Here is a 13,790-nt window from a genome sequence, read left to right as displayed (position 1 = left end):
GATGAACAATTTCAATAACGCCAGCCTACGGTCCAGTGTCGAGTTCGGCCCCGTGCCGCGCGAGCAGACGCAGGCCATCCTTGATCGCCGGGCCGAGGCCAGCGCACGGATCAAACCGGCCGACCGCTACACCTTGGCCGACCGGGTGGAAGAGCAGGCGCTGCGTCATGCGGACCGGCCCTTCATTATCTATGGCGAACAGCGGCTGAGTTACGCCCAGGTCAACGCCGAGGCCGACCGTTTGGCCCATGTGTTCCACGCCCGCGGCCTGCGCCCGGGTGATGTGTGTGCGTTGGCCATGGAGAACCGCCCGGCGTTTTTCTGCTGCTGGTTCGCCCTGGCCAAGCTGGGTGTGGTGGTGGGGTTCGTCAATACCCAGGTCAGCGGCCAGCCGCTGGTGCACGCGCTGCACGCCATCGCGGCCAAGGCCGTGATCGTGGGCGAGGAGGTGCTCGGCAACTTTGTCGCCACCGAAGGCTTGCCGACGCTGCCCCTGTGGTTGGCGGCGGACAGCGAACGCCCCTGGGCCGGGGCATTGCCGGGCAACCTCGATACGGGCTTGAGCCAGGCCTTGGCCAACGCCCCGGCCACGCCGTTCCCGCGTGACCTGCGCGCCAACCTGCCGGCAGAAACGCCCAGCTTGCTGATCTTCACCTCGGGCACCACCGGCTTGCCGAAGGCGGCGCGTTACAGCCACATGCGCTGGATGTCGACGGGCGACATCATGGAAGTCACCCTGCAAACCACGGCGCACGACGTGTTCTATTGCTGCCTGCCGCTGTACCACGGTGCGGCCGCCACCTCGGTGACCTCCACGGCACTGAAGACGGGCGCGGCAATCGTTGTGCGGCGCAGGTTCAGCGTGCGCGAGTTCTGGAAGGACGTACGCGAGCACCAGATCAGTGTGTTCCAGTACATCGGTGAAATCTGTCGCTACCTGCTCAACCAGCCTGAGGTGGCGGACGAGCGCGAGCATGGCCTGCGCTGCATGCTGGGGGCAGGGCTTTCACGCGACACCTGGCAACACTGGGTGCAGCGCTTTGGTGATATCCAGGTGTTCGAGGGCTGGGGCTCGACCGAGTCCAATGCCAACCTGGTCAACGTCGACAACTACCTGGGTGCCTGTGGACGGGTACCGTTCTGGGACAAGAGCAACCTGCGCCTGGTGCGCTATGACGTGGAAACCGACAGCCACCCACGGGACGAACAGGGTTTCTACCAGCTGTGCGAGGTGGGCGAAGTCGGCGAGGCCCTGGGCTTTATCATCGACCACCCGGAAATCGGTGGCGGTCGTTTCGAGGGCTATACCTCGGCCGAGGCGACGGCCAGCAAGATCCGTCGCAACGTGTTCGCAGAGGGTGATGCCTACTGGAGCTCGGGGGACCTGCTGCGCTATGACGAAGACGGCTACTTTTATTTCGTCGACCGTGTGGGCGACACCTTCCGCTGGAAGAGCGAGAACGTCTCGACCCAGGAGGTCGCTGCCGCTCTGGGCGATTTCCCCGGCCTTGAACTGATCAATATCTATGGTGTGCGCGTGCCTGGCCAAGAGGGGCGGGCGGGCATGGCCGCAGTACTGATGCAGCCTGGGCAGTGCTTTGACCCGGCCGCGTTCTATGCCTTGACCGAACAGCGCCTGCCGCGCTATGCCGCGCCGGTGTTCGTGCGGGTGTCGGCCGCCGCCGACCTGACCAGCACCTTCAAGTTGCGCAAGGTCGACTTGCAGCGCCAGGGCTATGCGCCCTCGGCGTTCAGCGACCCGTTGTTCATCCGCGACGACAGCAGCCGCAGCTACGTGCCCTACAGCAGCGATGTACTGGCCAGCCTCGGCCTGGCTGCCTTCGCCGGTGATGCCCGTGAGTAGCCTCGACGCGCACGGCCACGAATGGCGTGCAGGGCTGCGCTTTCCGTGGCCCACGCCGCCCGCCAACGGTGAAGTGCAAGCCGTCGCCGAAGGCGTGCTATGGCTGCGCATGCCACTGCCGTTCGGGCTCGATCACATCAACCTGTACCTGCTCAAGCATGCACAAGGCTGGGTCGCGGTGGATACCGGGCTCAATAACAGGCAAACCCGCGACGCCTGGGAGCGGGTGTTCGAGCAGGTGCTGGGCGGGCTGCCATTGCTGGCGGTGATCTGCACGCACTTTCACTCCGACCATGTCGGTGTGCTCGGTTGGCTGACCGAACGCTTTCGCTGCCCGGTGTTCATGAGCGCCAGTGAGTACCAGGCCATGCACCAGCTCGGTGCCAACAACGACCCCAGCAGCAGTTGGGCCTTTCGTGAGCATTACCGCAGGGCGGGCTTGAGCACCGAGCAGACCGAAGCGCTGTTCCCGTTGCTGAACTCGGCGCATTTTCGCCCGCAAGTGCCCACCAGTTTTCACCGCTTGAGCGAAGGCAGCGAACTGAACATTGGCGGGCGCCGCTGGCAGGTGCGCATTGGCCGTGGCCATTCGCCGGAGCATGCCTGCCTGTACTGCGCCGAAGACCAGTTGCTGATTGCCGGGGACCAGGTGCTGCCGCGTATCACGTCGAGTGTCTGCGTGCAGGTGACCGAGCCGGATGCCAACCCGCTGCGTGAATGGCTCGACTCCATCGAAGGGTTGCGCGGCGTACCGGATGACGTGCTGGTACTGCCGGCGCACGAGCGGCCCTTCTTTAACCTGCACCTGCGCCTTGACCAATTGCGTGACCACCACCTGGTGCATCTGCAGCAACTGCTGGACGCCTGCACGGCGCCGCGCAGCGCAGTGCAGCTGATGGCGGTGCTGTTCCCCAAGGTGAACGGGCAATTCGATGAACTGATGGCCCTGGGCGAGACCCTGGCGCACCTCAATTACCTGATTGCCCAGGGGCAATTGGGGCGTGAAGAAATCGACGGGGTGTTCCGTTACGGGCGCACGCCGGTGGGTGCCGTTGCTCGGCCTGTGCTGGGGCAGCTCTGAGCAGCGGGTGAACGAGACGTGGTGTTGTTGCACTCAAGCGCGGCCACTGGGCCGTAAAACGGGAGAGGCATGGTGACGAATAAAAACAACAAGAAAGGTGCTGGCCCACGCGTTCCGGGCGTCGCGTTGTCGGGGCTGGTGGTGGCGATGGGGCTGGTGGCGACGCCAACCTGGGCGGGCGAAACCATCGAGTTCGACAACGGTGCAACGCTGGACTGGACCGTGACCACCAGCTATGGCCTGGGGGTGCGTCTGGCCAGCCCGGACAAGGACCTGTTGACGCTGAACGCCGACGACGGCGACCGCAACTTCGACAAGGGCAGCCTGGTCACCAACCGCATTGGCGCCCTGGCCGAGATGATCCTGCGCAAGGACAACTACGGTGCGGTGCTGCGCGCCAGTACCTTCTATGACGATGTGTACCACCGCAGCAACGACAACGATTCGCCGGGCACGGTGAACAAGGACGGTGACTTCAACGAGTTCACCAGCGACACCAAGTACTACAGCGGCGGGCGTAGCAAATTCCTCGATGCCTATGTGTTCGGTGGCTGGCGTTTCGCCAATGACTCGATGCTCGATGTGAAGGCGGGCCGGCATGTCGAGTCCTGGGGCGAGAGCTTGTTCTATCCGGGCGTAAGCGGTGTGCAGAGCCCGTCCGATGCGGTCAAGGCGGCGCAACCGGGCGTCGAGGTCAAAGAAGTGCTGTTGCCGGTCGGGCAGGTCTCGGCGTCTTATCGCCTCAACCCGCAACTGAGCTTTGGCGCCTACGTGCAGTACGAGTGGCTGGGCACAGAGCTGCCACCGGTGGGCAGCTACCTGTCCACCAGCGATGTGGTCGGGCCGGGGCGCGACTTTATCCTGGGGGCCGATGGCTCGCGGATCAACTACCGGGGTACCGATGAGCCGCGCGATAGCGGGCAGTGGGGCGTGCAGGTGCGGTTTCGTCCCGTGCAGGCATTGGAGCTGTCGCTGTTCCATGTCAACTACCACGACAAGAACCCAGCGACTGCCTTGGTGGGGTATCGCGTCAATCCGGCCGGGCCTGGCGTGTTTTTCGGTAGCCCGGACGGTTACCGGATCACCTACTTCGAGGACATCAAGCTGACCGGTGTCAGTGCGTCGACCAAGATCGGCGAGACCCAGGTGGGGGCCGAGTGGTCGTACCGCGACGGTGCGCCGGTGATGGTCAACACCGGCCTGGGGCCTACCCCGGCACGTGGCAAGGGCCAGCAGATGCAGCTTTCGGCCATCCGCATCCTCGGCGACCGGCCGTGGGCCAGCCAGACGTCGCTCACTGCCGAAATCGTCCATGTACGGGTCGACAGCGTCGATGAGGCGTCTGCGGCGCCGAACCTGCTGGGCTTGGGTAACAGCTTGATCCCCTCCATGCGCCCGTTGGTGCAGCCGTCGGACGACTACACCTACAAGACCGCATCGGGCTGGCGTAGCAAGACGGCCAGCGCCTATACCGTGGGTGCGTCGTTCAGTTACCCGGGCGTGTTCGAAGGGTGGGACCTGGAGGTGCCGGTGAACTTCTCCAACGTGTTCAGTGGGGCCACGCCGATGGCAGGCACCATTTCTGGGCTGCAGGGGGATCGTCGGCTGAGTGTGGGGACGACCTTCAAGTACCTGGGCAACCTGGAAGTCGCGCTGCGTGTGACCAGCTACCTGGGGGATGCCGACCCGGTCAAGCGCTTACTGGCGGACCGTGATTATGGGTCGTTTTCGGTGAAGTACAGCTTCTGAGGTGCTTGGCTTGGGGGGCAGTGGGGCGGCGCTCGATCTCACAGGCGCTGAAAATGCATTGGCGAACCCCAGTTAGCCCCCCCACCATCCCCAACCTTCCCCTAATCAAAACGGACGATTACCGGCTCCCCCCAACTGTGTCATCGTCACCCCACAACAAAAACCTGATTCACAAGCCTTCGAGCGAGGGATACATGGGTCTGAAAGGTCATGCGGCGATTGTAGGCGCCGCCCAGTACAAACCAGAAAAATACGCCACCGCGCCGAGAATGTTCCACCTCGAACAAGTCGCCGATCTTGCCGCGCAAGCGTTGCAAGACGCGGGCCTTCGCGCCGAAGACCTCGACGGCCTGGTGATCAATGGCCCGCATTTCCACGAGGCGTCGGTATTCGTGCCGGCCATGGCCGCCGAGTACCTGGGTCTGAGCGTGAACTTCGCCGAAGTGGTCGACCTCGGCGGTTGCACTTCCGTGGGCATGGTATGGCGCGCCGCTGCCGCCATCGAGCTTGGCTTGTGCCAGGCGGTACTGTGCGTACTCCCCGCACGGCTGGCGCCGATGGGGCCGGATGAAGACCCTGGCGCCATGGCCCGCGCCATGCGCTACGGCGGGCACAGCACGGCGTTTGGCGCCCCCGAGGCGGAATTCGACCTGCCCTACGGCCACATGGGCCAGAACACCGGCTATGCGATGATCGCCCAGCGCTACGCCGCGCAATACGGCTATGACCCGCAGGCGCTGGCCAAGATCGCGGTCGACCAACGCACCAATGCCCTGGCCAACCCCCAGGCCATGTTCCACGGCCAGCCCTTGAGCATCGAACAGGTGCTGGCCAGCAAGCGTGTGGCCGACCCGCTGCACATTCTGGAAATCGTCATGCCGGTGGCCGGTGGCGCAGCGCTGATCGTCGCCTCCAAGGAGGTGGCCGCCCGGGCGCGCAAACGGCCGGCGTTCATTACCGGTTTTGGTGAACACCTGGCGTTCAAGTCGCCTTCCTATGCCAAGGACATGCTCGACACCCCGATTGGCCCCGCGTCACGTCGTGCGTTCGACATGGCCGGGCTCAAGCCTGGCGATGTGCATGCCGCGCAAATCTACGACTGCTACACCATCACCGCCTTGCTGACCCTGGAAGATGCCGGGTTCTGTGCCAAGGGCGAGGGCATGCACTTTGTCCGTGAACATGACCTCACCTGGCGCGGCGACTTTCCGATGAACACCCACGGTGGCCAGCTCAGCTTCGGCCAGGCGGGGGCAGCGGGGGGCATGTCGCAGGTGATCGAGGCGCTGACGCAGATCAGTGGCGAGGCCGGCGAGCGGCAGCTCAAGCGCTGCGACAGCGTGTATGTCTCTGGTACCGGTGGGGTGATGAGCGAGCAGGCCGCGTTGATTCTTCAGGGAGCATGACCAGCATGTCGAACAATAAGCCAATGCCGGTGCCAACCGAGATTTCGGCACCGTTCTGGGAGGGCCTGAAGGCACAGCGGCTGTTGATCCAGCAGTGCACTGCCTGCGACCACTGGGTGTTCTACCCACGCCGTCATTGCCCACGCTGCCTGGGCCATGCCCTGAGCTGGCGTGAGGTCAGCGGTGGCGCCAGCCTGTACAGCTTTACCGTGGCGCGGATTGCCACCTTGCCGGACTTCGTCGATGAGATGCCGCAGATGCTGGCGGTGGTCGAGCTGGATGAAGGGGTGCGGATCAACACCACGCTGGTGGGGCTGGACGAGCAGGCGATCAAGGTCGGCATGCGCCTCAAGCCCGTGTTTGCCGAAGTCGATGCCCAAGGATCGCGCTTGCTGCGTTTCACCGGCCTGGGCAACGACCCATTGCCGCTGCAACGTTGGGCAGGCGCCCAGCAGGTGCACGCCGAAGCCACCCCCGAAGCGCCCCCCGTGCGCAAAGTGGCCATGGACGATGAGCCGGCACTGCAAAGCCTGGTCAGCGAAACCTTCACCGGCTGGAGCAACGAGATCGTTGTCGACCAGGCGTTGATCGACGCGTTCGCCAGCCTCTCGGGCGATGACTACTGGATTCACACCGACCCGCAGCGCGCCCGCAAGGAGAGCCCGTTTGGCGGCACCATTGCCCACGGTGCGCTGGTGCAGGTGTTGCAGTCGCGGCTGAAACTGCCGTTGGGCTTCGAGATCACCGGCTTCAGCACCCTGGTCAACTACGGCTCCGACCGCCTGCGTTTCCCGGCACCGGTGCCAGCAGGCTCGCGGATCCACGCGCGGGCCAGGGTCAAGCAGGTGGCGCAGGGCAAGCGTGGCATGCAACTGACCCTGGAGGTGAACACCCACGTTGTCGGCAGCGAGCGCCCTTCGGTCATCAATGACCTGGTGATCCTGTACCTGTAGGCGCCGGCAATGACGGCACGGGGGCGCGCTGCGCCCCTTTTGCTTTTGCCCGGCGCCGGTTTGTTTTCCCACTCCGATCAGTTGCTTAGTCTCAACGGACGATGAGGCAATGGCTTGCCCTCAGCACAATGGACTTCATCAAAGGTCCAGTCGTTGGGGAGCAAGGCATGATGGATATCCGGGGTCTGAGCTACTTCGTCGCTCAAATCGAAAACCTCAGTCAATGGCAACGTTATGCCGAAGACGTGCTGGGCATGATGGTCACGCCAGCACCCGGCGGCGGTCTGTACGTGAAAATGGATGAGCGGCCCTTTCGCATGTTGATCGTCGAAGGCGCCGAGGCGGGCTACCTGGCGTCCGGTTGGGAGCTGGCCAGCGAACGCGCGTTCAACGCCGCGCTGCGCTCGCTGGACGAGGCTGGCGTGCACTGGGAAGCCGGCAGCGCCGCCGAGCTTGAGCAGCGTGGCGTGCAAGCCCTGGCGTGCGTGGTCGACCCGTCTGGCAACCGCCACGAACTGAGCTGGGGCCACCGCTCCGATTGCCTGCCGTTCGTGTCGCCACAAGGTGTGCCGTGCTTTCTCACCGGCGACATGGGCCTGGGCCACACCGTGCTGCCTGCCCCGGACTTCGACGCCACCGTGGCCTTTGCCAAGGACGTGCTCGGCTTCGAGCTGTCGGACATCTTCAACTTCCGTCCGGACCCGGCGGCAGCACCCATCCGCATTCACTTCCTGCACTGCCAGAACAGCCGCCATCACTCCTTGGCTCTGGCCGAGTTCGCCGTGCCTTCGGGCTGTGTGCACGTGATGGTGGAAGTCGACTCGATGACCGAGGTCGGCCGCGCCCATGACCGGCGCCAGGCCCACCAGGTGCCATTGTCGGCCACCCTCGGCCAGCACCTGAATGACCGCATGACCTCGTTCTACATGAAAACCCCGTCCGGCTTCGACCTGGAGTACGGCTACGGCGGCCTGCAAGTGGACTGGGCCGAGCACTCGGCCTTCGAATTCACCCGCGTGAGCGTGTGGGGGCACGATTTTTCGGTCGGCCAACAGCAAGGAGATACGCAATGAACAAGCAAATGACAGCGGCCGATGCGGTGGCCCAACTGCGCGATGGCATGACGATCGGCTTCGGCGGCTGGGGCCCGCGGCGCAAGCCCATGGCCGTTGTGCGCGAGATCCTGCGCTCTGCGGTCAAGGACCTGACCGTGGTGGCTTACGGTGGCCCCGAGGTGGGCATGCTGTGCGCGGCAGGCAAGGTCAAGAAGCTGGTGTTCGGCTTTGCCACGCTCGATGCCATCCCGCTGGAGCCTTACTACCGCAAGGCGCGTGAAGCCGGCGGGCTGGAGCTGCTGGAGGTCGATGAGGGCATGTTCCAGTGGGGCCTGCGTGCCGCAGCCATGCGCCTGCCGTTCCTGCCCACCCGCTGCGGCCTGGCCACGGACGTGACAACGCTCAACCCTGCGCTGAAAACCATTCAGTCACCCTATGCCGATGGTGAAGTGCTGCTGGCCATGCCGGCGCTGAACCTGGATGTGGCCTTTGTCCACGTCAATGTCGCCGACCGCTTGGGCAACACCCTGCTGACCGGCCCGGACCCGTACTTCGATCACCTGTTTGCCCGTGCCGCGCAACAGTGCTTCGTGTCCTGCGAGCAGCTGCACGAGCGCCTGGAGCTGACAGCCGAACAAGCGCGCGGCAACACCTTTGAGCGTTACCTGGTCAGCGGCGTGATTCATGCACCGTTCGGCGCCCACCCGACCTGCTGCCAGCCCGAGTACGGCTGGGACCTCAACCACCTCAAGCAGTATGCAGCCAGTGCCGCAGAGGCGGGGGGCTGGCAGGCCTATGTCGACGCGTTCGTGGTTCCGGGCGAGTCGGCTTATCACGACAAGAATGGCGGTGCCGCACGCATGGGCGCGTTGCCCCTGCCGGTGTTCTGAGGAGTATGAACATGACGAACCCCTGTGATTTCACCCTCGCCGAACTGTTGATCGTCGCCGCCAGCGAGGCCTGGCGCGACAATGGGGAATGGCTGGCTTCGGGCCTGGGCGTGGTGCCGCGCCTGGGCGCGAGCCTGGCCAAGCTCAGCCACAGCCCGCAACTGCTGATGACCGACAGTGAGGCCTTCCTGGTGGAAGAGCCGATCCCGCTGGGGCCGCGCGGTGACTACGTGCCGAAGTACTCGGGTTACCTGAGTTTCGAGCGCGTGTTCGAGTGCGTCTGGGGCGGGCGCCGCCACGCCATGATCGGCCCGACCCAGATCGACCGGTGGGGCCAGAGCAACTTGTCCTGCGTGGGCGACTATCACCAGCCCAAGGCGGCCATGCTCGGCGTGCGTGGCCTGCCTGGCAACAGCATCAACCACATCAACTCGTTCTTCGTGCCTAACCATAACACCCGCGTATTCGTCAGCGGCGAGGTGGACATGGTGTCTGGCGTCGGCTTCAAGGCCGAGCGCTGGCCGCAGGGCGTGCGCCGTGACCTGATGGATATCCGCCGCATCGTCACCGACCTCTGCGTGATGGACTTCGAAGGGCCGGAACGCGCGGTGCAGGTGCGCACCTTGCACCCTGGGGTGAGCTTTGAAGAGGTGCAGGAGAAGACCGGTTTCCCGCTGCTCAAGTCGCCAGCGCTGATGGAAACCGCACCACCGACGCCTGCGCAACTGGCCCTGATCCGTCGGCTTGACCCCCACGATTACCGCAGCGCGGCGATCAAGGGCAATCCGCCTGGCATCCGTCAGGTGTAGGGGAGGGAGGTGAGCATGAACAGCCCTGACAGTGAATTCGTCCAGCGTGCAGACCACGCGGTCTATGAAACGCAAGAACCGGTGCTGTACAGCGTGGCCGACGGCATTGCCACGCTGACCCTGAACCGGCCAACCTTCAATAACGCGCAAAACTCGCAGATGACCTACGCGCTGGATGCGGCGCTGCGCCAGGCCGTCGACGATGACGGCGTCAAGGTCATCGTGCTGCGCGGGTCGGGCAAGCACTTTTCCGCGGGCCATGACATCGGGACGCCCGGGCGTGACATCAACCGACCGTTCGAGCGCGCCCACCTGTGGTGGGACCACACCAACAAGCCGGGCGGCGAGCAGCTGTATGCACGTGAGCAGGAGGTGTACCTGGGCATGTGCCGGCGCTGGCGCGAACTGCCCAAACCGACCATCGCTATGGTGCACGGCGCCTGCGTGGCGGGCGGGCTGATGCTGGCCTGGGTGTGCGATTTGATCGTCGCCAGCGACGATGCCTTCTTCCAGGACCCGGTGGTGCGCATGGGCATCCCGGGGGTCGAGTATTTCGCCCACCCCTATGAGCTGAACCCGCGCATCGCCAAGGAGTTTCTGTTTACCGGCGACCGCATGGGCGCCGAGCGCGCCTACCAGATGGGCATGGTCAACCGGGTGCTGCCGCGCGCAGAGCTGGAGCAGGGCACCTACGCGCTGGCGGCAAACATTGCCCGTCAGCCGCGCATGGGGCTGGCCTTGACCAAGCAGGCGATCAACCACGTCGAAGACCTGCAGGGCAAGCGTACGGCGATGGATGCCGCGTTTGCCTGGCACCACTTTGCCCATGCCCACAATGAACTGCTCAGTGGCGACAAGCTGGGCGGCTTCGATGCCAAGGCCATGGCCCAGGCCAACAAGCAGGCTGCCAGTGGAGAGCAGGCATGAGCCGCTGGATGAACACGCCATTGACCGACGCGTTGGGCTGTCGTTACCCGATTGTGCAAACCGCCATGGGCTGGGTGGCCGATGCCAACCTGGTAATTGCCACGACCAAGGCCGGCGGCTTTGGTTTTCTGGCCGGGGCCACCATCGCCGCACATGCCCTGGAGGGCGAGATCAACAAGGTGATTGCCGCCACCGGTAGCCGCAACTTTGGCCTGAACTTCCACATGTTCCAGGAAAACGCCGCGCAGTGCGTCGACCTGGCCATCCGCCACCGCCTGCGTGCCGTGAGCTATGGCCGTGGGCCAGACCAGCAGACCATCGCCCGCTTCAAGGCTGCCGGCGTGCTGTGCATCCCCACCGTGGGGGCACTCAAGCACGCGATCAAGGCCGTGGCGCTGGGCGCAGACATGGTCACCATCCAGGGCGGCGAGGGCGGCGGCCACACCGGGGGCGTGCCCAGTTCGATCCTGCTGCCGCAGGTATTGAACGCCGTGACGGTGCCGGTCATTGCCGCCGGGGGGTATTCCACCGGCCGTGGCCTGGCAGGTGCCCTGGCAGCAGGCGCCGTGGGCATTGCCATGGGCACGCGTTTTCTGATGAGCCGAGACTCGCCCACGCCCTCGACCACCCTGGTGCACTACCTCAACGTCAACGACCCGCAGCGGGTGCGGGTGACCACCGCTGTCGATGGCATGCGCCACCGCATGATCGACAACCCGTACATCAACCGACTGGAACAGGCCGGGCCGCTTGGGCGCTTGGGCATTGCCCTGCGCAGTGCCTGGAAGTGGAAGCAACACACCGGCATGAGCCTGGCGCACCTGGTGTCGGTGCTGCGTCAGGCCCTGGCAGAGGACCCTGGCGCGGTCTCGCAGGCGGTGATGGCGGCGAATCAGCCAGTGCTGTTGCAGCGCTCGATGATCGATGGCGTGCCGGACGAGGGCATTTTGCCCAGTGGCCAGGTCGCGGCCGCGATTGGCGAACTGAAAACTTGCCAGCAGGTGATCGACGAGATCGTCCAGGAAGCCGAGCAGTGCCTGGAGGCGTTGCTGGCCCGCCATCGCGACCAGGACCTGCCTGAGCCGTTAATTGAATTGCCCCGCTGAGCCTTGGAGAGAACCACCGTGAATCAAGCATTTACTACACAAATCGAGGCGGGCATTGCTGAACTGGTGCTCGCCAAACCGCCGGTCAACGCCCTCGACAGCCAGGAGTGGTTTGACCTGGCGCGGCACGTCGAGGCACTGGGCAACGACCCGCAGGTGCGGGTGATCGTCATCCGTGCCGAGGGCCGCGGCTTTTGCGCAGGCGTCGACATCAAGGAGCTGGATGCCCACCCCGAGCGGATCGTGGCGGTGAACGCCGGTAACTACGCCGCGTTCAAGGCGGTGCATCGCACGCCGGTGCCGGTCATCGTCGCCGTGCATGGTTTTGTGCTGGGTGGCGGCATTGGCATCACCGGGGCGGCCGATATTGTCGTTGCCTCCGAGTGCGCCAGCTTTGCCTTGCCTGAAGTGGACCGCGGCGCCATGGGCGGCGGTGCGCACCTGCAGCGGTTGTTCCCGGTGCAGAAGGTGCGCTACCTGTTTTTCACCGGCGACAAGATCAGCGCGGGCGAGGCGGCGCAGTACGGCTTTATCGAGCGTGTGGTGCCGCGCGAGCAACTGCGCGAAACCGCCCTGGAAATCGCCGCCAAGATAGCCGCCAAGAGCCCGGCGATGATCCGTATTGCCAAGGAAGCCCTCAACGGTATCGAAGACGGCAACCTGGAAGACAAGTACCGCTGGGAGCAGGGCTTCACCCTGCAGGCCTATACCAGCCCGGATTCCGCCGAAACCCGCCGCGCCTTCGTCGAAAAACGCGACGCGAAGTTCTGAGAGAGCGCCATGGAACTAGCCTATACCGCAAAGCAGAAGGCCTTCCGCCAGGAAGTCCGTGAATGGCTGGCCGCAAACCTGCCGACCAGCCCCCTGGGCAGCTACGACACCCGTGAGGGCTTCGAGCAGCACCGCGCCTGGGAAGCCAAGCTGTTCGAGCATCGCCTGTCGATGGTCATGTGGCCCAAGCACTTGGGCGGGCGGGGATGTGACCTGATCGAGTGGCTGATTTTCGAGGAAGAGTACTACGGCGCCGATGCGCCGATGCGCGTCAACCAGAACGGCCAGTTGATGCTCGGCCCGACCCTGATGGAGTTTGGCACCGAGGCGCAGAAGCAACGGTTCTTGCCGCGCATGGCCTCCAGCGTCGACATGTGGGCGCAGGGCTGGTCAGAGCCCAATGCCGGCTCGGACATGGCGGCGATTACCAGCAAGGCCATTCGCGACGGTGACCACTACGTGCTCAATGGGCAGAAGACCTGGTCCAGCCGGGCGCTGTTCGCCGACTGGCTGTTTGGCCTGTTCCGCAGCGATCCGCACTCCAGCCGGCACCATGGCCTGTCGTTCATCACCGTACCGCTCGACTCACCGGGCGTGACCATTCGCCCGATCAAGGCACTCAACGGCAAGAACACCTTCGCCGAAGTGTTCTTCGACGACGTGCGGGTGCCGGTGGAAAACTGCATTGGTGAAGAAGGCCAGGGCTGGCAGGTGGCAATGGCCACCGCCGGCTTCGAGCGTGGCTTGCTGTTGCGCTCGCCGGCGCGGTTCCAGGCCACGGCGCGCAAGTTGGTGCAGCTGTACCACGCTAACCGGGAAAGCGCAGACCGTGACCCGAGCATCCGTGAGGCGGTGGTCGAGGCCTGGCTGGGCGCCGAAGGCTATGCGCTGTCCTCCTACCACACCGTGGGCCGCTTGAGCCGTGGCGCGCAGATCGGCGCCGAATCGAGCATCAACAAGATCGTCTGGTCCGAACTTGACCTGAAGATGCATGACACCGCCATGCGCATCCTCGGCGCCCACGGCGAGTTGTTGAGCAGCGCCCCGCAAGCGGTCGCGGGGGCCTGGCTCGAAGGCTTCCTGTTTGCCCAGGCCGGGCCGATCTATGCCGGTACCAACGAAATCCAGCGCAACATCATCGCCGAGCGGATGCTCGGCCTGCCGAAATAGGAGCCGGCC

General features: G+C 64.7%; 12 protein-coding genes. All 12 read left to right on the top strand.

Annotated elements, in window-relative coordinates; all coding sequences use genetic code 11:
* Position 1 precedes the first annotated feature (1 nt).
* The 12 genes from HU770_RS16585 (at position 2) to HU770_RS16530 (ending at position 13,781) form a co-directional block, all read left to right on the top strand.
* A complete protein-coding gene (locus tag HU770_RS16585) occupies positions 2 to 1,864 on the top strand; it encodes a long-chain-acyl-CoA synthetase (RefSeq protein ID WP_186664332.1) in 1,863 nt (620 codons plus the stop codon).
* Positions 1,857 to 2,945 (top strand): MBL fold metallo-hydrolase, encoded by a 1,089-nt coding sequence (locus HU770_RS16580; protein WP_186664330.1) that lies wholly within the window; start codon positions 1,857 to 1,859, stop codon positions 2,943 to 2,945. Before HU770_RS16585 ends, HU770_RS16580 begins: the two co-directional genes overlap by 8 nt.
* Before the next feature lie 69 nt (positions 2,946 to 3,014).
* Positions 3,015 to 4,694 carry a DUF1302 family protein gene (locus tag HU770_RS16575; protein ID WP_186664328.1) on the top strand — a complete coding sequence of 560 codons (1,680 nt, stop codon included), beginning with the start codon at positions 3,015 to 3,017 and terminating at the stop codon, positions 4,692 to 4,694.
* A 194-nt stretch (positions 4,695 to 4,888) separates the two neighbouring features.
* Positions 4,889 to 6,100, top strand: a complete 1,212-nt coding sequence (locus HU770_RS16570; protein WP_186664326.1) for a thiolase family protein — start codon at positions 4,889 to 4,891, stop codon at positions 6,098 to 6,100.
* 5 nt (positions 6,101 to 6,105) lie between these two features.
* The gene (locus HU770_RS16565) at positions 6,106 to 7,053 is read left to right on the top strand and encodes an OB-fold domain-containing protein (protein WP_186664323.1); all 948 of its coding nucleotides are present in this window, start codon (positions 6,106 to 6,108) and stop codon (positions 7,051 to 7,053) included.
* A 167-nt stretch (positions 7,054 to 7,220) separates the two neighbouring features.
* Complete coding sequence (locus tag HU770_RS16560; protein WP_186664321.1) at positions 7,221 to 8,126, top strand: VOC family protein; 906 nt, start codon at positions 7,221 to 7,223, stop codon at positions 8,124 to 8,126.
* Positions 8,123 to 8,998 carry a CoA transferase subunit A gene (locus HU770_RS16555; RefSeq protein ID WP_186664319.1) on the top strand — a complete coding sequence of 292 codons (876 nt, stop codon included), beginning with the start codon at positions 8,123 to 8,125 and terminating at the stop codon, positions 8,996 to 8,998. The genes HU770_RS16560 and HU770_RS16555 overlap by 4 nt, the downstream gene beginning before the upstream one ends.
* A gap of 11 nt (positions 8,999 to 9,009) precedes the next feature.
* The gene (locus HU770_RS16550) at positions 9,010 to 9,807 is read left to right on the top strand and encodes a ketoacid CoA transferase (protein ID WP_186664317.1); all 798 of its coding nucleotides are present in this window, start codon (positions 9,010 to 9,012) and stop codon (positions 9,805 to 9,807) included.
* Between the two features lie 15 nt (positions 9,808 to 9,822).
* Positions 9,823 to 10,734 carry an enoyl-CoA hydratase gene (locus HU770_RS16545; protein WP_186664315.1) on the top strand — a complete coding sequence of 304 codons (912 nt, stop codon included), beginning with the start codon at positions 9,823 to 9,825 and terminating at the stop codon, positions 10,732 to 10,734.
* Positions 10,731 to 11,840 (top strand): nitronate monooxygenase, encoded by a 1,110-nt coding sequence (locus HU770_RS16540; protein ID WP_186664313.1) that lies wholly within the window; start codon positions 10,731 to 10,733, stop codon positions 11,838 to 11,840. The genes HU770_RS16545 and HU770_RS16540 overlap by 4 nt, the downstream gene beginning before the upstream one ends.
* A gap of 18 nt (positions 11,841 to 11,858) precedes the next feature.
* Positions 11,859 to 12,611: an enoyl-CoA hydratase family protein gene (locus HU770_RS16535; protein ID WP_186664311.1), complete on the top strand. Its 753-nt coding sequence runs from the start codon at positions 11,859 to 11,861 to the stop codon at positions 12,609 to 12,611.
* A gap of 9 nt (positions 12,612 to 12,620) precedes the next feature.
* Positions 12,621 to 13,781 (top strand): acyl-CoA dehydrogenase family protein, encoded by a 1,161-nt coding sequence (locus tag HU770_RS16530; protein WP_186664308.1) that lies wholly within the window; start codon positions 12,621 to 12,623, stop codon positions 13,779 to 13,781.
* Positions 13,782 to 13,790: the final 9 nt, after the last annotated feature.

Origin of the sequence: Pseudomonas sp. SWRI68, assembly GCF_014269165.1 — a bacterium.
In the GTDB taxonomy this organism is placed as follows: domain Bacteria; phylum Pseudomonadota; class Gammaproteobacteria; order Pseudomonadales; family Pseudomonadaceae; genus Aquipseudomonas; species Aquipseudomonas capeferrum.
This window is presented reverse-complemented; position numbering and strand designations above follow the sequence as displayed.